This window comes from Comamonas endophytica (assembly GCF_023634805.2).
In the GTDB taxonomy this organism is placed as follows: domain Bacteria; phylum Pseudomonadota; class Gammaproteobacteria; order Burkholderiales; family Burkholderiaceae_C; genus Comamonas; species Comamonas endophytica.
Genome location: NZ_CP106882.1, coordinates 517,729 through 539,054 on the forward strand (window position 1 = coordinate 517,729; position 21,326 = coordinate 539,054).

The 21,326-nt window shown below is 63.2% G+C and carries 8 protein-coding genes; 1 reads left to right on the forward strand and 7 read right to left on the reverse strand.

What is annotated here, in order from left to right; translation table 11 throughout:
• Positions 1–39 precede the first annotated feature (39 nt).
• The 7 genes from M9799_RS19315 to M9799_RS19345 all read right to left on the reverse strand — a co-directional run bounded on the left by M9799_RS19315 (position 40) and on the right by M9799_RS19345 (position 19,866).
• A complete protein-coding gene (locus M9799_RS19315) occupies positions 40–13,005 on the reverse strand; it encodes a cadherin domain-containing protein (RefSeq protein WP_263726043.1) in 12,966 nt (4,321 codons plus the stop codon).
• 778 nt (positions 13,006–13,783) lie between these two features.
• On the reverse strand, positions 13,784–13,948 hold the full coding sequence (locus M9799_RS19320; RefSeq protein WP_231044743.1) for an MDR/zinc-dependent alcohol dehydrogenase-like family protein: 165 nt from the start codon (positions 13,946–13,948) through the stop codon (positions 13,784–13,786).
• Positions 13,935–15,167 (reverse strand): 8-amino-7-oxononanoate synthase, encoded by a 1,233-nt coding sequence (gene bioF / locus M9799_RS19325; RefSeq protein WP_231044744.1) that lies wholly within the window; start codon positions 15,165–15,167, stop codon positions 13,935–13,937. Before bioF ends, M9799_RS19320 begins: the two co-directional genes overlap by 14 nt.
• Positions 15,158–15,832 (reverse strand): dethiobiotin synthase, encoded by a 675-nt coding sequence (bioD, locus tag M9799_RS19330; RefSeq protein WP_231044745.1) that lies wholly within the window; start codon positions 15,830–15,832, stop codon positions 15,158–15,160. The genes bioF and bioD overlap by 10 nt, the downstream gene beginning before the upstream one ends.
• Entirely contained in the window at positions 15,829–17,178 is a 1,350-nt protein-coding gene (gene bioA, locus M9799_RS19335; RefSeq protein ID WP_231044746.1) for an adenosylmethionine--8-amino-7-oxononanoate transaminase, read from the reverse strand. Before bioA ends, bioD begins: the two co-directional genes overlap by 4 nt.
• A 118-nt stretch (positions 17,179–17,296) precedes the next feature.
• On the reverse strand, positions 17,297–18,340 hold the full coding sequence (bioB, locus tag M9799_RS19340; RefSeq protein ID WP_377009090.1) for a biotin synthase BioB: 1,044 nt from the start codon (positions 18,338–18,340) through the stop codon (positions 17,297–17,299).
• A 515-nt stretch (positions 18,341–18,855) separates the two neighbouring features.
• The gene (locus M9799_RS19345) at positions 18,856–19,866 is read right to left on the reverse strand and encodes a zinc-dependent alcohol dehydrogenase family protein (RefSeq protein ID WP_231044747.1); all 1,011 of its coding nucleotides are present in this window, start codon (positions 19,864–19,866) and stop codon (positions 18,856–18,858) included.
• 259 nt (positions 19,867–20,125) lie between these two features.
• Here M9799_RS19345 and M9799_RS19350 point away from each other — a divergent pair, with 259 nt between their 5' ends.
• Positions 20,126–21,316: an NAD(P)/FAD-dependent oxidoreductase gene (locus tag M9799_RS19350; protein ID WP_231044748.1), complete on the forward strand. Its 1,191-nt coding sequence runs from the start codon at positions 20,126–20,128 to the stop codon at positions 21,314–21,316.
• Positions 21,317–21,326: the final 10 nt, after the last annotated feature.

Below are 21,326 nucleotides of genomic sequence, written 5' to 3' on the forward strand. Positions count from 1 at the left end.
CGAGAGCCAGGAATGGAGGAAGTTGACGCCTTGGACCGGTTACACCAACCCCTGGGTGCTCAGCACATTGGGTGCCCCTGCGGCAGCAAACGATGTGAAATAGATCTCGCCAAAGGCGTGGTCCGCATTGGGGTTCGCGCTCCACGCGCCGGTCCAAAGATCAGGCGCTCCACGATTAACGTATGCAAATACTCCATGGCTGTAAAGCAGTGCTAACTGAGTGGGCGGAACAAGTGGCTGGATTCCCGGCCCCAACCAATTTTCAGCAGTTGAGTCAGCTCTGTGGGAGACAATCTCTGCGTTACCTGATCCCACTGGAGCTCCCGACCCCACCAGAACAATCTTGTCATCCTGCCCCAGGTTGCTGCCTCCCGTCCAAGCGCCTGCGGGGCGGAGGTCTCCCCCCTCGCTATCCATATGGATGAAAATGGTGTAGCTGGTGTCGGCGTCGAAGGTCCGGCCGCTGTGGTTGGAACTCACGCCCTGGATCAGGTCAAATACAACGATGGTGGAGTCCGCCGACGATTCGGGAGGAACTTCGGTAAAAGGCGTGCTGAAATTCAGCGTGGTGTCGTCGGCAATTCCCGCATAGGCATTTCCGGCCTCATCCGTGAACGCCCCGCTTTCTATCTCCACATGGTAGGTCCAGTTCGGCTGCAGCTCGATTGACGGATTAATGGTGACTATATTGCCGTCGATAGTGACCTGGGATGTGTCGTTGACCGGGATAATAAGTGGATTCTCCGCCCCGCTGGTGCGAAGGGGGGCACCCGCGGGTTGGCCAATGATGACGATATTGCCGCTGCCGATAAACACGGCCTCGTCGAAGGTCAGCACGATATCGCTGTCTACAGCCACGTTCCCAGCATTATCCATTGGGGAACTGGACTGCAGCGACGGCCCCGTATCGTCCACATCGATGATCGGCAGCGTCACTGCTTGATAGCTGACATTGTTTGCGCCATCGGTGGCGACCACGGTGAAGCTGTAGTTCTGCTTGAATTCGTAGTCCAGGCTGCCGATCAGCGTCACGCTGCCGGTGAAGTCGATTTCAAACTGCTGCGCGTCCTCGCCCTGCAGGCTGTAGTTCACGCCACTGGGATCACTGGCTTCGGCCGTGTAGACCACCGTGCCCACAGCGCTGTTCTCGGCAATCGCCTGCGCCGTCGCCGTGGCGCCCGAGGTGAAGACCGGTCCCGTATCGTCCACATCGATGATCGGCAGCGTCACTGCTTGATAGCCGACCTTGCCCGCGCTATCGGTGGCGACCACGGTGAAGCTGTAGCTCTGCTTGGTTTCGTAGTCCAGGCTGCCGATCAGCTCCACGTCTCCGGAGGTGGGATGGATTTCAAACTGCTGTGCGTCCTCGCCCTCCAGGGTGTAAGTCACGGTTTCGGACCCAAGGACGACGGCCCTGTAGACAACCGTGCCCGCAGCGCTGTTCTCGGCAACCGCATCCATCGGCAAGTCAGGGGCGAAGACCGGCCCAAGATCGTTGATCGCCAGCGTAACTTCCTGCTCGCTGGCATGGCCCACGGTATCGGTTGCGACCACAGTGAAGCTGTAGTTGGGCTTGGTCTCGTAATCTGGATCGTCGATCAGCGTCACCTCGCCAGTGCTGGCGTCTATGCTGAACCGCTCCGCATCCATGCCTGGCTTGAGGCTATAGGTCACTTCACTGCTATCGGTCGCCGCGGCCGTGTAGACGATCTGGCCCGCACCGCTGTTCTCGTCAATGGCCTGCGCCGTTGCCGTAGCGCCCGAGGCGAAGACCGGCCCCGTATCGTCCACATCGAGGATCTGCAGCGTCACCAGCTGCTCGCCTTCACGGCCCGCGGCATCGGTCGCGACCACGGTGAACGTGTAGCTGCTCTTGGCCTCGTAATTCGGGTTGCCTTTGAGCGTCACCTTGCCGGTGTCGGCCTCGATGTCGAACAGCGCTGCGTCCTGGCCCTCAACGGGCTTGAGGCGGTAGCTGGTGGCGGCGGCGCCAGCGGCCACATCCGTGTCGGTGCTGGTCACGGTATAGACCAGCTGGTTCTCGCCGCTGTTCTCGGCAATCGCCGTGGCCGTGTCGCCCGAGGTAATTTCCGGCGCCGTTTCGTCCACATTGAGGATCTGCAGCGTCACCAGCTGCTCGCCTTCATGGCCCGCGGCATCGGCCGCGACCACGGTGAACGTGTAGCTGTTCTTGGCCTCGTAATTCGGGTTCCCGATCAGCGTCACCGCGCCGGTGACTTCATCGATGCTGAACAGCGCCCCATCCGTACCCTCCTCGAGCTTGAGGCTGTAGCGGGTGCTTCCGGTCGAGACATCGGCGTCGTCTGTGCTGGTCACGGTGTAGACCACCTGGCCCGCGCCGCTGTTCTCGTCGATCGCCGTGGCCGTGCCGCCCGAGGTGATGGCCGGCGCCACTTCGTCCAGATCGTTGATCGCCAGGGTCACCAACTGCTCGCTGGCATTGCCCATGGCATCCGTCGCGACCACCGTGAAGCTGTAGCTGTCCTTGGTCTCGTGATCCGGGTTCCCGATCAGCGTCACCGCGCCGGTGACTTCATCGATGCTGAACAGCGCCCCATCCGTACCCTCCTCGAGCTTGAGGCTGTAGCGGGTGCTTCCGGTCGAAACATCCGCGCTGTCGTCGCTGGTCACGGTATAGACCACTTGGCCCGCACCGCTGTTCTCGTCGATCGCCGTGGCCATGCCGCCCGAGGTAATGGCCGGCGCCGTATCGTCCACATTGTTGATCGCCAGGGTGACGACCTGCTCGCTGGCATTGCCCGCGGCATCCGTCGCCACTACCGTGAAGCTGTAGCCGGCCTTGGCTTCGTAATCCGGGTTACCATTCAGCGTCACCGCGCCGGTGACTTCATCGATGCTGAACAGCGCCCCATCCGTACCCTCCTCGAGCTTGAGGCTGTAGCGGGTGCTTCCGGTCGAAACATCCGCGCTGTCGTCGCTGGTCACGGTATAGACCACCTGGCCCGCACCGCTGTTTTCGTCGATCGCCGTGGCCGTGCCGCCCGAGGTGATGGCCGGCGCCACCTCGTCCAGATCGTTGATCGCCAGCGTCACCTCCTGCTCGCTGGCATTGCCTGCAGCATCGGTGGCCACCACCGTGAAGCTGTAGCTGTCCTTGGTCTCGTGATCCGGGTTGCCGATCAGCGTCACCTCGCCGGTGGCGGCATTGATGCTGAACAGCGCCCCATCCGTACCCTCCCCAAGCTTGAGGCTGTAGCGGGTGCTTCCGGTCGAAACATCTGCGCTGTCGTCACTGATCACGGTATAGACCACCTGGCCCGCACCGCTGTTTTCGTCGATCGCCGTGGCCGTGCCGCCCGAGGTGATGGCTGGCGCCACCTCGTCCAGATCGTTGATCGCCAGCGTCACCTCCTGCTCGCTGGCATTGCCTGCAGCATCGGTGGCCACCACCGTGAAGCTGTAGCTGTCCTTGGTCTCGTGATCCGGGTTGCCGGTCAGCGTCACCTCGCCGGTGGCGGCATTGATGCTGAACAGCGCCAAATCCGTATCCTTGAGGCTATAGGTCACCGCATCGCCTTCGGTGACAGTAGCCATATAGACGATCTGCCCCGCACCGCTGTCCTCATCAATGGCAGCAGCCGTAGCATCCGAGGTCAACGTGGGCGCCGTTGTATCCACCATATACCCGGTATTGCTACCCCAAAAACCATGCGTGAAGTCCGCGGCGTTGTAGCTCCGATCAAAGATCCAGGCGCCATGTAGATCCAGCGCGTCGACGGTGATACCGTCGGTGTCGGTCTGGCCGTCCAGGATTGTGTACTGAAACACCAGCTCCTTGTCGTAGTTGCCATAGGCGAGCCCCACGTATTCGGCAAAGACCCGCGTGGTGCCTATCGTCAGTGCAATACGCGGCGTGCCACTGACCTGCACGGCGTCGGTCAATGTGATCTTCACGCTGACGGTATCTCCCGCGTGCAGAGCTCTGTCCTCGCCATCGTTGGAGCCGCTGAATACGACCGCGACTACATTCGGTGGCGTGTCGACCACAAATTCGTTAATGCGGTACGGAATATCGAGCGCCGCACCGATGTCGTTGCCAGCCAGATCGCTGACCGTGCCATTGGTGCGATCCAGTGTACCTATGGTGAGGCCCACGGAATCTCGCTGGCCTTGCGGGATCGTGTACTTGAACTGCAGCGTATCGCTGCGGCCATAGTAATACCCGACATAGTCGGCCAGGACCTCGGTGGTGCCGAGGGTCATCGCGATGCGCGGCGTTCCGGTGACCTGCACGCCTACGGTCAGTTGGTACACGAGTTCGATCGAGTCGCCTACAGTGGGTGGGCCGTTATAGCGGCTGGCACCGATGCCGACCGCGAGCACCCTCGGCACCGTGTCCACCACATAGCCGGTATTGCCGTTCACGAAAGCATGCGTCAAGCCGGCGGCGTTGCCAGCCAGATCGCTGATCGCGCCATCATTGAAATCCAGTGCACCGATGGCGATGCCGTCGGCATCGTTCTGGCCTTGCAGGATCGTGTACTCGAACACCAACCCCCTATTGCTGCCTGCGGCATACCCGGCGAAGCTGGCAAAGACCTGGGTAGTGCCAATGGTCAGCGCGATGCGTGGCTCGTCGGTGATCTGCACGGCTTCGCTCAACGTGACCGTGACGCGGACGATATCGCCGGCGCTGAGGGGGCGGTTTTGGCCGTCGTTGGAGCCGCGAAGGTTGACATTGCTTACTTGGGGCGCCGTCGTGTCGACCAAATAGCCCGGGTTGTCGGCCACTGCCCGGTTCAGCAATGCGGCCTCGTTGCCGGCCGCATCCCTGAGCGCGCCCCCATCGAGAGCCAGCGCATTTTCCGCGATGGCGATGCCATTGACATCGGTCTGACCAGCCTCGATCGTGTACTGGAACAGCAGGTGCGACGTGCCACTGCCCGAGACATAGCTGGCATAGACCGTAGCGGCACCGATGGTCAGCGCGATGCGCGGCGTGCCGTTGGCCAGATCGACGAAGGTGTCTTCATCCAACGTGACGGTGACGCTGACGGTATCGCCCGCGTTGAGTATGCTGTGCTCGCTGTCGGAGGACCCGCTGAATGTCACACTGCTCACCTGGGGCGCCATCGTGTCGACCTGGTAGTTGCTGCTCACCTCCACATGTGTCAATACTGCGTTGTTGCCGGCCGCATCCTGGAGCGTGCCGCCATTGTGCTCCAGCGCGTTGGCCGCGATGGCGATGCCATTGACATCGGTCTGACCAGCCTCGATCGTGTACTGGAACAGCAGGTGCGACGTACCGCTGCCCGAGACATAGCTGGCATAGACCGTAGCAGCACCGATGGTCAGCGCGATGCGCGGCGTGCCGTTGGTCAGATCGACAAAGGTGTCTTCATCCAACGTGACGGTGAAGCTGACGGTATCGCCCGCGTTGAGTATGCTGTGCTCGCTGTCGGAGGACCCGCTGAATGTCACACTGCTCACCTGAGGCGCCATCGTGTCGACCTGGTAGTTGCTGCTCACCTCCACATGTGTCAATACTGCGTTGTTGCCGGCCGCATCCTGGAGCGTGCCGCCATTGTGCTCCAGCGCGTTGGCCGCGATGGCGATGCCATTGACATCGTTCTGACCAGCCTCGATCGTGTACTGGAACAGCAGGTGCGACGTGCCACTGCCCGAGACATAGCTGGCATAGACCGTAGCGGCACCGATGGTCAGCGCGATGCGCGGCGAGCCGTTGGTCAGATCGACGAAGGTGTTTTCATCCAAGGTGACGGTCACACTGACGGTATCGCCCGCGCGCAGACTTCTGCCCTCGCTGTCATCGGGGCCGCCAAGGGCCACGCTGCTCACCTGGGGCGGTGTCGTATCGATCTGGTAAGCGGCATTGGCGGGCACCAGCGCATGCGTCAATACCGCGTCGTTGCCGGCCGCATCCTTGAACGTGCCGCCATTGGGCTGCAGCGCATTGGCTGCGATGGCGATGCCGCTGGCAGCGGTCTGCCCGGCCTCGATCTGGTATTGAAACACCAACTGCGACGATACGTTGTCCCCGACGTAGGTGGCATTGACCGTCTCGGCACCGATGGTCAGCGCGATGTACGGCGTGCCGCCAGAGGTGTCAATGAATATTGTTTCATTCAAGGTGACGGTGACAAAGACGACATCACCCACGCTGAGTATGCTGTGCTCGCCGTAGGAAGTGCCGCTGAGGGCCACGTTGCTCACCCGAGGCGCCATCGTGTCGATGGGATAACCAGGGTTGGCATCCACCGGATCGTGCGTCAATACGGCGTCGTTGCCGACCATATTCTTGATCGTTCCGCCATGGAGATCCAGCGCATCTGCCGTGATGGCGATGCCGTCGCCATCGTTCTGGCCATCCAGAATCGTGTACTGGAATACCAGCGCCGTCGTGCCACTCCGAGATGCAAGATTCGCGGACGGTTCGCCGCTATTCCGCGCGACGGAAGGCATCTCAGCGTCCCGCATGCCTTCGGCTACATAATCCGCATACACCCTCGTCCCGCCGATCTCCAGCGCGATACGCGGTATGCCGGTCACCTGCACTGGTTCGCTCAGGGTCACGGTCACGAAGACCGCATCGCCGGCATTGAGCGGACGGCCTGGCGCTTCTGTGGAGCCGGTGATGGCGACACTGGTGACGGTAGCTACGATGCCATCCAGATCGTTGATAGTCAGCGTCACCGCCTGCTCACTGTCATTGCCTGCAGCATCGGTGGCCACCACCGTGAAGCTGTAGCTGGACTTGGTCTCGAAATCCGGGTTTCCGATCAACGTCACCGCGCCGGTGCTGGCATTGATGCTGAATGCTGCCCTGTCCTGGTCGGGCTTGAGACTGTAGCTGGTGGTGCCGGTGGAGACATCGTTCTCGTCAGTGCTGGTCACGGTATAGACCACCTGGCCTGCGCCGCTGTTCTCGTCGATCGCCGTGGCCGTGCCGCCCGAGGTAATGGCCGGCGCCACTTCGTCCAGATCGTTGATCGCCAGCGTCACCTCCTGCTCGCTGGCATTGCCTGCGGCATCGGTGGCCACCACCGTGAAGCTGTAGCTGTCCTTGGTCTCGTGATCCGGGTTGCCGATCAGCGTCACCGCGCCGGTGACTTCATCGATGCTGAATAGCGCCCCATCCGTACCCTCCCCGAGCTTGAGGCTGTAGCGGGTGCTTCCGGTCGAAACATCGGCGTCGTCGGTGCTGGTCACGGTGTAGACCACCTGGCCCGCACCGCTGTTCTCGTCGATCGCCGTGGCCGTGCCGCCCGAGGTAATGGCCGGCGCCGTATCGTCCACATTGTTGATCGCCAGGGTGACGACCTGCTCGCTGGCATTGCTCGCGGCATCGGTGGCCACCACCGTGAAGCTGTAGCTGTCCTTGGTCTCGTGATCCGGGTTGCCGATCAGCGTCACCGCGCCGGTGACTTCATCGATGCTGAACAGCGCCCCATCCGTACCCTCCTCGAGCTTGAGGCTGTAGCGGGTGCTTCCGGTCGAAACATCCGCGCTGTCGTCGCTGGTCACGGTATAGACCACCTGGCCCGCACCGCTGTTCTCGTCGATCGCCGTGGCCGTGCCGCCCGAAGTGATGGCCGGCGCCACTTCGTCCAGATCGTTGATCGCCAGGGTGACGACCTGCTCGCTGGCATTGCTCGCGGCATCGGTGGCCACCACCGTGAAGCTGTAGCCGGCCTTGGCTTCGTAATCCGGGTTGCCGATCAGCGTCACCGCGCCGGTGCTGGCGTCTATGCTGAACCGCTCCGCATCCATGCTTGGCTTGAGGCTGTAGGTCACTTCATTGCTATCGGTCGCTGCGGCCGTGTAGACGATCTGGCCTGCACCGCTGTTCTCATCAATGGCCTGCGCCGTTGCTATAGCGCCCGAGGCGAAGACCGGCCCCGTACGATCGTTGATCGGCAGCGTCACTGCCTGAGAGCTGGCATTGTTCGCGCCATCGGTGGCAACCACGGTGAAGTTGTAGCTCTGCTTGGTTTCGTAGTCCAGGCTGCCGATCAGCCTCACGTCTCCGGAGGCGACGTCGATTTCGAACTTCTCGGCGTCGGTGCCCGAGAGGCTGTAGCTCACGCCACTGGCATCGTTGGCGACGGCCGTGTAGATGGTCGTGCCCAAAGCGCTGTTCTCGGCAATCGCCTCCGCCGTGGCGCCCGAGGCGAAGACCGGCCCCGTACGATCGTTGATCGGCAGCATCACTGCCTGAGAGCTGGCATTGTTCGCGCCGTCGGTGGCGACCACGGTGAAGCTGTAGCTCTGCTTGGTTTCATAGTCCAGGCCGCCGATCAGCCTCACGTCTCCGGAGGCGGCGTCGATTTCGAACTTCTCGGCGTCGGTGCCCGAGAGGCTGTAGCTCACGCCACTGGCATCGTTGGCGACGGCCGTGTAGACGGTCGTGCCCAAAGCGCTGCTCTCGGCAATCGCCTCCGCCGTGGCGCCCGAAGCGAAGACCGGCCCCGTACGATCGTTGATCGGCAGCGTCACCACCTGAGAGCTGGCATTGCCCGCGCTATCGGTAGCCATCACGGTGAAGCTGTAGTTCTGCTTGGTTTCATAGTCCAGACGGCCTGTCAGCTTCACGACCCCGTCGGCATCGATTGCGAACAGCAGCGCATCCGTGCCTCCGAGGCGATAGGTCACGCCATTGGCATCGTTGGCCTGGGCCGTATAGACGACCGTGCCCTCAGGGCGGTTCTCGTTGACCGCCTCCGCCGTCACTGCACTGCTCCCGGCGAAAACCGGCCCCGTAAGATCGTTGATCGCCAGCGTCACCACCTGCTCACTAGAATTACCCGCGGCATCGGTTGCCACCACCGTGAAGCTGTAGCTGGGCTTGGTCTCGTAATCCGGGTTGCCGGTCAGCGTCACCGCGCCCGTGCGGGCATCGATGCTGAACTGCTCCGCATCCGCGCCTGGCTTGAGCCCGTAGAACACTTCATTGATATCGGTCGCCGCAGCCGTATAGACGATCTGGCCTACACCGCTGTTCTCATCGATGGCCGCAGCCTTCGCGCCCGAGGTCAGCACAGGCGCTACTGCGTCGATCGGGACCACGCTGTTTGCGACCGGCCCGTGCGCAAGCAGTGCATCGGTACCGGCCGCATTCTTGATCGTGCTGCCATGGAGTTCCAGCGCATTGGCAGCGATGGCAACGCCGTCGGGGCTGCTGTCCCCGGCCACGATCCTGTATCTGAACTCCAGCTGCGACGGGCCGCCCCTGAAATAGGTGGCATAGACCGTGTGGCCGCCGATATCCAGCGCAACGCGCGGCGTGCCGTTGCTGTTGTCAATGACGACCTGCTGGTCCAGCATGACGGTAACCAAGACGCTATCGCCCGCTTTGTATATGTTGCTCCCACCGGAGAGACTTCCGCCAATGGACAACCTGAGCACCTGGGGGGCGACCACCGGCGCAGATTCGTCCAGATCGTTGATCGCCAGCGTCACCGCCTGCTCGCTGGCATTGCCCGCGGCATCGGTCGCGACCACGGTGAAGCTGTAGCTGGACTTGGTTTCGTAATCCGGGTTGCCGGTCAGCTTCACCGCGCCCGTGCGGGCATCGATGCTGAACTGCTCCGCATCCGCGCCTGGCTTGAGCCTGTAGAACACTTCATTGATATCGGTCGCCGCGGCCGTATAGACGATCTGGCCCGCACCGCTGTTTTCATCAATGGCAAAAGCCGTTGAACCCGAAATCAGCCTGGGCGCCACCGTGTCGACCTGGTAGTCGAGGTTCTGGGCTGGCCCATGCGCGAGCATCACATCGGTGCCGGCCGCATTCTTGAGCGTGCCGCCATTGAGCTGCAGTGCGTTGGAGTCGGTGCCGATACCGCCAGGGGCATTTTGGCCAGCCTGGATGATGTACTGGAACACCAGCGCCGCCGTGCCGCTGCCCGAAGAATAGGTGGCGTAAACCGTGCTACCGCCGATGTCCAGCGCAATGCGCGGCGCGCCGGTCACCAGCACTGCCTCGCTCAGCGTGACGGTCACGTAGACGATATCGCCGGCATTGAGCACACTGCCCGGCTCTTCCGTGGAGCCAATGGAGACACTGCTGACGGTGGGCTCGACTTCAATAGACCCACCCATTGCAAAATTCAACCCGGTGGTGCTGGTGATTCCCGCGTAGGCGTTTCCGGCCCGATCGACAAACACCCCGCTGGCCATCTGCACATAATAGGTCCAGCCAGGCTCCAGATCCCCACCTAGATTGATGGTGACCCGGTTGCCATCAACAGCAACCAGGGATGTGTCGTCGACGGAGATGGTTCGTAGAGAAATGCGCCCGGGTCTGCCGGGAAGGAGGGGGCTGTCACCTCTAATGACGATATCGCCGCTGCCGGCGATCACGTCCTCGCTGAAGGTCAATACGATATCGCTGCGCGCTGCCACGTTCGTAGCGTTGTCCGCCGGCGTACTGGATACCAGCGTCGGTGCCGTGGTGTCCACCGGCAATATGGGCCCCGTATCGTCCAGATCGTTGATCGCCAGCGTCACCACCTGCTCGCTGGCATTGCCCGCGGCATCGGTTGCCACCACCGTGAAGCTGTAGCTGGGCTTGGTCTCGTAATCCGGATTGCCGGTCAGCGTCACCGCGCCCGTGCGGGCATCGATGCTGAACCGATCCGCATCCGCGCCTGGCTTGAGCCTGTAGAACACTTCATTGATGTCGGTCGCCGCGGCCGTGTAGACGATCTGGCCCGCACCGCTGTTCTCATCGATGGCCGCAGCCTTCGCGCCCGACGTCAGCACAGGCGCTACTGCATCGACCGGGACCACGCTGTTTGCGACCGGCCCGTGCGCAAGCAGTGCATCGGTACCGGCCGCATTCTTGATCGTGCTGCCATGGAGTTCCAGCGCATTGGCAGCGATGGCAACGCCGTCGGGGCTGCTGTCCCCGGCCACGATCCTGTATCGGAACTCCAGCTGCGACGGCCCGCCCCCGAAATAGGTGGCATAGACCGTGCGGCCGCCGATATCCAGCGCAACGCGCGGCATGCCGTTGCTGTTGTCAATAACGACCTGCTGGTTCAGCATGACGGTAACCAAGACGCTATCGCCCGCTTTGTATATGTTGCTCCCACCGGAGAGACTTCCGCCGATGGACAACCTGAGCACCTGGGGGACGGCCACCGGCGCAGATTCGTCCAGATCGTTGATCGCCAGCGTCACCACCTGCTCGCTGGCATTGCCCGCGGCATCGGTCGCGACCACGGTGAAGCTGTAGCTGGACTTGGTCTCGTAATCCGGGTTGCCGGTCAGCTTCACCGCGCCCGTGCCGGCGTCGATGCTGAACAATGACGCATCCAGGCCGGCCTTGAGGCTGTAGCGGGGGCTTCCGGTCGAAACATCGGCGCTGTCGGTGCTGGTCACGGTGTAGACCACCTGGCCCGCGCCGCTGTTTTCGGCGATCGCCGTGGCCATGCCGCCCGAGGTAATGGCCGGCGCCGTATCGTCCAGATTGTTGATCGCCAGGTTGATGACCTGCTCGCTCGCGTTGCCCACGGCATCGGTGGCGACCACGGTGAAGCTATAGCGGGGCTTGGTCTCGTAATCCGGGTTGCCGAGCAGCGTCACCGTGCCGGTGCCGGCGTCGATACGGAACAGCGCTGCGTCCGCACCCGGCTTGAGACTGTAGGTCACCGATCCGGCGGCATCGTTGGCAACGGCCGTGTAGACGGTCCGAGCGGCGCCGATGTTCTCGTCGACCGCTGGCGAGGCACTACCGGAATTGAAATGGGGCGCATAGGTATCGACGACACCCGCGACAAAGCCCGCAAGACTCTGGCCGGTCTGGCCAGAAGTGTGCTCGGCCCCCTTGACGAGCTGGGCCTGTGCCATCTCCGTCAAGGCCGCCGAAATGCCCGTCACCGTAAGGCCGGCAAGCAGTTCTTCGATCGATTTCTGGCTGTCGCCGCCATTCAAGGCATCGGCGCCGGACAGCGCCGCAAGGATGGCGCCATAGGCCTCGCCCGCGCTCATGCCATTGCCGGCGTCAAATGCTCCGCCATTGGTCGGCACCACGGCCATGCCATGCAGACCGGGCAGGGAAAACAGTTCGGCAATGGCCTGGTTGACGCTCGCCACCAGGGCCGCACTGGGCAACGAACCGCCTGCCGACTCCATGATTTTGAGATAGGACAATGTGGCAATCGCATTGATATTGATTGCCACCGTGGAATTGGGCTCTGTCACCACCTCGATACCCGACAGCTTGGCATCGAGGTTTTTAAGGGTTTGCGTGGCCTCGTCAAGATAATCCGCGTTAGCGCCTTTGTTCACGACACGGGCAATCACCACACCCATATAGCTGCCGATGGCGACAGAGAAGCTTCCGTCCGCATTGACCGCCGATTCGCCCAGCCTGGTAATGCCGTCGGCCTGGAATACCTCGACATGCAGATCGTTTCCCGCCACCACGGGCCCCGCAACGATGGTGCCAACGACGGTATTGCTGACCACCGCAGCGCCGCCACCGCCCGTATTGCCGCTGCCACCACCAGTATTGCCACCACCAGTATTGCCACTACCACTGCCACCACCGCCACCGGCCGCCAATGCAACCCCACCTGCGCCCAGCAGGCCGAACAACAGGGCCGCCGAAGAGTCATTCTCGCTGTCCATCCAGATGACCGGCTCGCCCCCCGCCGTCATGTGCATGACAGGCGACTCCGCTGTCAATGCCGCGCCCTCCAATGCCGATCCCCTGAGCTCCGCCTGGGGAATGAAGGCGGCATCCGGCTGATCATGGAAATCATGGAGTTCGGCAAGCACCCTGGAGGAGTCTTGCTCCTCGATGACCAGCGCATTTCCCTTGCGCTTGACCACGATGTGGCTGGGCGATTTCCCGGTTGCCATATCGATCAGTGCATATTGCGCCCCTGGCTTGGCCACAATGACAATGGACTGCTGAGCGACGGGAATATGGACAATGGAACCGTCCTTGAGACGTTCGACGATATTCAACGATTTCGATTGATTCACGCGCATTTCATTATCCTTATGGATTCGTCATCAGCAAAGCGAGAGAAAATAATGGCCCCACGCACTGCGCCGGCGGCAGGGCGTTCAATGATGAAATCGATAATCAGACGCGGGATGGACATCACCGCGTTTGCAAATTCGCCCCGGTTTTATTCGGCGGCGACGGCAACCTGCACGAAACGACTTGCGCCGCTCGCTATTGCTCTGGGGAGGCAACCCAATCGTCATGGGACCGATGACGATTTCTGGCCATGCTTGGTAAGGGGAATCACACCCGCTTCACTGCGCAGGTTCCTTCAGGATTTTCCGGTAGCAATTGGCATGGCGGTTCCTCAGTTATGGGATGGCTAACCGTTCGTAACCACTGGAAACAATCGGTTCCATTGCCTCAACGAATTTTGAGGGACGCAAGCCGAGCTTTCTGGCAGTGCCTCCGTTGCCGAGTGGCAGGCTCGTCAGAGACAAATGTCTGCAAGGATCGCCTTTCCACTTCAATAAAAATATTAACTATTGATTTATAAATTCAATTATCAATATTAATCAAACGCGGTTAACTGGGAGAAGCAAGCAGACGTCGATCACCGTGGCAGTTTCCGACATGTCGAGCACACGGAAGACTGGCAGCTTCCATACGGACGGCTTGCGTCTGCGGCGGTGCATTGGGGCAACCGATGTGAGCTCCGTGTCGTGCGGCTGGCTGTGATGTGCGTGTGTTCTGTAGGCGCCCGGACCAACACGCCGCATTGCGCTGCCGCTGGTTGCGAAGGGACGGCCTGCATCCAGCCTACGCGGGGCTCAGGCAGATCTCGCCGACATGCCGGCCGCTTTGCTGTTGGCGCAATGCCGCGGCAGGCTCCAGCGGGTAGCTGCTGTCGATCACGGCCTTCCCGCGGAACTGCTCCGGCGCGCGGGCCATGCCCTGCTGCCCGCGGCTTTTACGCTTCCTCATGCCATCCGGGCAAGACGCCAGCCGCCGCTTTCAACGCTTGCAGCAGCCGTTCAATATCCTCTGATGTATGGCAAGCAGACAGGGCGATACGCAACCGGGCCGTACCGGCAGGCACCGTGGGCGGGCGGATGGCCGGCACCCAGATGGCCTGGCGGCTCAAGGCGGCCATCAATTGCAGGGCGGTTGCGTTGTCGCCGATCACCAGGGCCTGGATGGGCGTCTCCGAAGGCAACAGCCGCCAGCCCATGGCTGCCGACAGAGGCGCAAGCCCGGCACGCAACTGCGCAATGCGCGCCTGCAGGTGGCTGCGCAGGCTGTCGCTCTGCTCCATGGCGGCAAGGCTGGCTAGCAGGGCACGTGCCAGCAGCCCCGGTGCGGCGGTGGCGAAGGTGTAGCTGCGGGTGCGCTGCAGCAGCCATTCCACCAAAGGCGCGCTGCCCGCCACGAAAGCTCCCGCCACCCCCGCCGCCTTGCCGAGCGTGCCCATGTACAGCAAGCGCGGGCTGGCGTGGGCCCCGGTCAGGCCCACGGCCGCCAGGCTGCCCCGGCCCTGCGGGCCGCGCACGCCCAGGCCATGGGCATCGTCGAGCATCAGCAAGGCATCGTGGCGCTCGCACAGCGCCAGCAGCCCGGGAATGTCCGCGACATCGCCATCCATGCTGTAGACCGCATCGCTCACGACCAGCTTGCGGCGGCCCGCGCTGGCGGCCAGCAATCGCTCCAGGGCCGCCAGATCGGCATGCGGATAGCGGCGGATGCTGGCGCGCGAGAGCCGGCAGCCATCGATCAGGCTGGCGTGGTTGAGGGCATCGGAAAAAATCTCGTCACCCTCGCCCACCAGCGCGGGAATGACGCTGGCATTGGTGGCGAAACCCGCATAGAAATACAGCGCCCGTGGCAGTTGCACATAGCTGGACAATGCGGTTTCGAGCTCGGCATTGGCCGTGCTGTGGCCGCTGACCATGGGCGAGCCCCCGGAGCCCACGCCAAACTCCAGCGCCCCTTGGCGCGCTGCTTCGATCAGCGCGGGATGCCGGGCCAGGCCCAGATAGTCATTGCTGCAGAACTGCAGCATGGTTTCGCCGTCGACGGTGATGTGCGCGCCCTGCCGTGGCGCGACGCGGCGGCGGGTACGCAGCAGGTGCTGGTCGTGCAGGGCCTGCAACTGCCGCGGCAGCTCCTGCAGCCAGGAATCGGGCGCCAGGTCCTTCATTGCCATTCCCTGGGCAGTTGCACGCTCACCGTGCGTGCGTCCGGCCGGGCTTGCCAGGCGATGTCTGCCAGCAAGGGAGCGCCCATGTGCTGGCGCAGATATGCCATATTCGCTTCAGGCTCCCGCATGCCCGGGTCGATACGGCTGGCGATCCAGCCCGCCAGCGGCAAGCCGCTGGCGCGGATGGCATCCGCCGTCAGCAAGGCGTGGTTGATGCAACCCAGGCGCAGGCCGACCACCAGCACGACCGGAAGCTGCAGCGCCATGGCGAGGTCCGAGATGCGCAGATCAGGCGACAGTGGCACCTGCCAGCCCCCCGCGCCCTCGACGACGATCGCATCGGCCTGCCTGCGCAGTTCCCCGTAGGCTGCCAGGATCGGCGCCAGCGTGACGCGCACGTTGGCGCGCTGCGCCGCGATGTGGGGAGAAACGGGATCGGGCAGCAGGACCGGGTTGTCCCATGCCGGGTCAACGCGCAGCGTGCTGGCGGCGCGCAGCGCCAGGCTGTCCTCATTGGCCCAGCCGCCCTGCCCATCGGCTTCGGCGCCCGAAGCCACCGGCTTCATGCCGACCACGCGCGCGTGGTACTCCGCCAGCGCATGCAGCAAGGCGCAGCTGGACAAGGTTTTCCCTACACCGGTGTCGGTACCGGTGACGAAGCAAGACATCATTTGTCGTTCCTTGGGTTGGATTGGGCCTGGGCCTCTTGCCGCAGACAGTCTTCCAGTGCCGCCAGGGCTTGGCTGCCCAGAAGCTGCACTTCATCGGTGTCCAGAACATAGGGCGGCATGCAATACAGGGTGGAGCCGATGGGCCGCAGCAGCAAGCCGCGGGCTTTGGCGGCAGCGTGGTAGCGCTGCGCGAAGCCGGGCAGCGAGGTCTCGATATCCCAGGCCCACACCATGCCCAGGTGGCGCGCGTGGCGCACGCGCGGGTGCTGGGCGAGCGGTGCGAAAGCGGTGCTCAGGCGTTGCGCCAACAGGCGGTTGGCCTGCAAGGTATCGAGCTGCTCGAACAGCTCCAGCGTGGCAAGCGCCGCACGGCAGGCCAATGGGTTGCCGGTGTACGAATGCGAGTGCAGGAACGCTTGCGCGGCATCCGTGCCGTAGAACGCCTGGTAGACGGCGTCGGTGGTCAGAACGGCGGACAAAGGCAGCGTGCCGCCCGTCAGGCCTTTGGACAGGCAGATGAAATCGGGCCGAATGCCCGCTTGCTGGTGGGCGAACATGCTGCCGGTGCGGCCAAAGCCGGTGGCGATCTCGTCGACGACCAGATGCACCTGATAGTGATCGCACAATGCGCGGGCCCGGCGCAGATAGGCGGGGTCGTACATCACCATGCCGGCGGCGCATTGGATCAGCGGCTCCACCACCAGAGCGGCGGTACGCGCATGGTGCTGCTCCAGCCAGGCCTGCAGTGCCGCCGCGGCACGGCGGGCCACGTCCGCCGCCGAGTCGCCGGGCCGCGCCAGGCGCGCGTCGGGGCTGGGCACCGTGGCGGACAGGCGTACCAGGGGCGCGTAGGCGCTGCGGAAAACCGGCACGTCGGTGACGGACAGCGCCCCCACGGTTTCCCCATGGTAGCCACCGGCCAAACCGACAAAGCCATTCTTTTCCGGTCTGCCCAGATTGCGCCAGTAGTGGGCGCTCATCTTGAGGGCCATTTCGGTGGCAGAGGCACCGTCGCTGCCATAGCTGGCGTGGCCCAGCCCGGTGAGTGCCGCCAGTCTTTCCGACAGCTCGACCACCGGCGCATGGGTGCAGCCGGCCAGCATGACGTGGTCCAGCTGTTCGAGCTGGTCTGCCAGCGCTGCACGGATGTGCGGGTGGCTATGACCGAACAGATTGACCCACCAGGAGCTGATGGCATCGAGATAACGCTTGCCGTCCGTGTCGTACAGCCACGGGCCCTGGGCCCGTTGCACGGCCAACAAGGGCTCCGTCTCGTGCCGCTTCATGGGCGTGCAGGGATGCCAGACGGACTTCAGGCTGCGGGCCGCCAGGGATGCAGTATGCATGGACGAACTCTCCATGGCGCAGGCATGGCTGCGCCCAGGCGCGGGCCGAGGGGCCTGCGCAGACAACGGGATGGGACGGGATGGGAAAAGGCTGCCGAACTGCCGCAGCCTTCGATGCTCAGGCGGTTGCGCGCAGCCCTTGCAAGCCGAGCTTTCGCAGCAGGCGGGCGTCGTTTTCCACATCCGGGTTCCCGGTGACCAGCAGCTTGTCGCCATAGAAGATGGAATTGGCCCCCGCCATGAAGCACAGGGCCTGCACCGCTTCGCCCAGCTGCTGGCGGCCAGCGGACAGGCGCACGCGCGCTTTCGGCATGGTGATGCGGGCCACGGCGATCACCCGCACGAAATCCAGCGGATCCGCCGGGTCGCTGTCGGCCAGCGGCGTGCCGGGCACGCGCACCAGGCTGTTGATCGGCACGGATTCCGGGTAGGGCTGCATGTTGGCCAGCTGGGCAATCAACCCGGCGCGGTGCACCGGGGCCTCGCCCATGCCGATGATGCCGCCGCAGCACACGCTGATGCCGGCTTCACGCACGGCGGCCAGGGTATCCAGGCGGTCTTGGTACTGGCGGGTGCTGACCACGTCCTGGTAATACTCGGGCGCGGTATCGAGGTTGTGGTTGTAGTAGTCCAGTCCCGCGCTGCGCAGCGCCACGGCTTGGTGCGGCTGCAGCATGCCCAGCGTGGCACAGGTCTGCAGGCCCAGGTCTTTCACCGCCGCAATGAGCTCGTTCATCTTCTCGATGTCGCGGTCCTTGGGCGCGCGCCAGGCGGCGCCCATGCAAAAGCGGGTGGCGCCGGCATCCCGCGCCGCCTTCGCGGCACAGGTGACCTCTTCCACGCTCAGAAGCTTCCCGGCTTTCACACCGGTATCGAATTCGGAGGACTGGGGGCAGTAGCCGCAATTTTCCGGACAGCCACCGGTCTTCACGGACAGCAAGGTGGCCAGTTCGATCTCTCCCTGCGGCCAATGCTGGCGATGCACTGCCTGGGCCCGGTACATCAGTTCCATGAAAGGCAGGTCCAGCAGTGCCTGGATGGCATCCGCCGGCCAGCGCAGTGCGCCAGCCTGCGGCATGGCGCTGGCAGCAGGACGGTGCAAATGCACTTGTTGGGCGCTGGCGCCCTGCGTGACGGCAGAACCGCAAGCTTGGTGATTCATGGGAAGTTTCTCGTCAAAAGGTCGATGCCATTCATTGTCAGCACAAAAAATCGCTGCAAATGGCGCATGCCTGAATTTCCCTTACCCATGATAGAAGCCGCGAGTAAGGCTAATTTACCCTATTTTTTAAAAGAAGTTTCTCTTAGATGAGTTCTTTTTATTGCTGATTGGCACAACGTCGAGCAATATCGTCCATCGTGCGGCAAACGCAGTGGTCAAAGCATTTTGAATGACACGAATTGGCGGAAATTGAATGCATTTAATGAATGATTTTTCAAAAAGAGAGTGTTTTTCTTCTGCTTCTCGCTAAATATTTCATATGGCAAAAATAAATAGGGAAGAAATAGATAATTTCCAGCGGCAAAAGTTGACAATGGCAGTGGGTTATTGAGGTGGCAGCTGCGCCATGCGCAGGCCTGCCCGACGGTCTGGGAGCGCTGCCCGATATCCAAGACGCCCGGGGCAGCCTCCAAATTGCGCTGCCGCCGAGCGCACGCCATCACTCTGCGGCTGGCCTATGCGCAGCTCAGGCAGATCTTGCCGATGTGCGCGCCGCTTTGCTGGTGGCGAAACGCCGCGGCCAGCTGCTCCAGCGGGTAGCAGCTGTCGATCACCGGTTTCCAGCTGAACTGCTCCAGTGCGCGCACCATGTCCTGCTGCTGCTCGCGGCTGCCGACGATCAGCCCCTGCAGGGTCTGTTGCTTGGACATCAGCTCCGCCGTGGGAATGCTGCCGCTGAAGCCGGTGAGCACGCCGATCAGGGCGATATGCCCGCCCACGGCGCAGGCGCGGATGGACTGCGCCAGTGTGCCGGGCCCGCCCACTTCCACCACGATGTCGGCGCCACGGCCCCCGGTGGCGGCTAGGACGGCATCGCCCCATTCGGGCGTCTCCCGGTAATTGATGACGGCGTCCGCGCCCAGGTCCTTCAGCCGCTGCGCCTTCTCGGCGCTGGAGGTGGTCGCCACCACGCGGGCGCCCATGCTCTTGGCCATCTGCAGGGCAAACAGCGAGACCCCTCCGGTACCCAGCACCAGGACGGTATCGCCGGCCTGCAGTTGCCCGTCGACCACCAGGGCGCGCCATGCCGTGAGCCCCGCAGTCGTCAGCGTGGCGGCCTCCTCGTGGCTGTAGCCCCGGGGCGCATGCGTGAAGGCGGTGGCCGGCATGGTGACCATTTCACGCGCGAAACCGTCGCATCCGTCACCCGGCACCAAATCAAAGCTGCTGGGCGCGTAGCGGCCCGACTGCCACTGCGGAAAGAAGCAGGAGACGACGTGATCGCCCACTGCGAACTCCGTCACCCCAGCGCCCACGGCGGTGACCACGCCCGCACCGTCCGCCATCGGTATGCGCCCGGGCGCGGTCGCCCCTTCGCGGCTGGCGACCATCAGGTCATGGTAGTTCAGCGAACTGGCGTGGATGCGGACCTGGATTTCATGGGCCTGCGGCGCGGCGGCATCGGCCAGGGTGGTGATCTGCAGGCGGTCCAGGCCGCCAGGAGCGGTCAATTGGATGGCTTTCATGGCGTCCTCAGCGTAATGAATGACAGAGAGCCCACTCTACCGCCTATGGCGCTGCCGCCGGCAAATGCCCGGGCCAAGCTTGTGATCGCAATGCCGGCGTCCTATGCTGCGCAAGATATTCGCAGCGAGCGGCCACTTTCACCGCGCGCTTGCCAAGACGGCTGAGTCCCGGGGTAACGCCCGGGACTGCAGCGTTGGACCCAGGCCCCTTGCGAATTTTAGCGGCTGAAATTTTCATGCTTCACGGGAGCGGCAAGGCATGGCGCATCACATCTTGATCATCGGCGGGGGCGTTGGCGGCACCATGACCGCCAACCATCTGGCCAGCAAGCTCCATACGGAAGTGCGCGGCGGCAAGGTCCGCATCACCCTTTTGTCCAACTCCCCCTGGCATTACTACAAGCCGGCGTTCATGTACGTGGCCTTCGACGCGTTCTTCCGCGAGGAGCTCAGGCGCCGCCAGCGCGGCCTGCTGCGGCCCGAGATCGATTTCCAGGTCGAGGAAGTGCAAGGCTTCGACTTCGTGCTGCAAACCGTGCATTGCAAAAGCGGCAAGCGCTTCGGCTACGACCATCTGGTCATTTCGACGGGGTGCGTTCCCTGCCCCGAACGCATCGAGGGCCTGGCCGAGGGCGGCGACCATTTCTACCAGCATGCGCCGGCGCGCCAGCTGGCCGACAAGCTGGCGCGCATCGAAAAGGGGCGGGTGCTGATCACTGTCACCTTTCCGAAGACGCCCAATGTCCCGCACCAGTGCGGCATCGCGCCGATCGAGACGACGCTGATGCTCGACGAGCTGCTGCGCCGCCGCGGCGTGCGCGGGCAGGTGGAGGTCTTCTATACCTACCCCACCGTGTCGCAGCTGCTGCGCAACTGCCTGTTCCTGCAAAAGCAGACCTGCGAGATCCTGCCCGAGGTCTTCGCGCAACGCAGCATCCGTTTTCTGCGCGGCTTCACGCTGTCCCGTGTCGACCCCGAGCGCAAGGTGGCCCACTCGGAGGAAGGACAGTCGGAGGATTTCGACATCCTGATGGCCACGCCTCCCATCCGCGCGGTACAGGCGGTACGCGACTGCGGAATCTCGCAGGCCCAGGACGGCGAGGGCTGGCTGCCCACCGACCACGAGACCCTGCAGGTATCGGGCATGGAAAACGTCTATGTACTGGGAGATACCGTGGACCTGCCCGTCAGCAAGGCCGGCGGTGCATGCCACAGCCAGTCGCCGGTGGTCGTCAACAACATCGCCGCGCAGATCCGCTTCGGCCGCACCTGCGACGCCTACGAGGGCCGCGTGGTGGCCATTGCCCAGATGGGGCTCGATGCCGGCATGCCGCTGTGGTACGACTACCGGCAGGACGTCAAGCCCACGCCGCCGCACCGCATCGGGGGGATGATGCGCAAGGGCTTCAACCGGGGCATGTACTGGGCCGTGGCACGTGGCCTGGTCTGAGCTGCCGGAT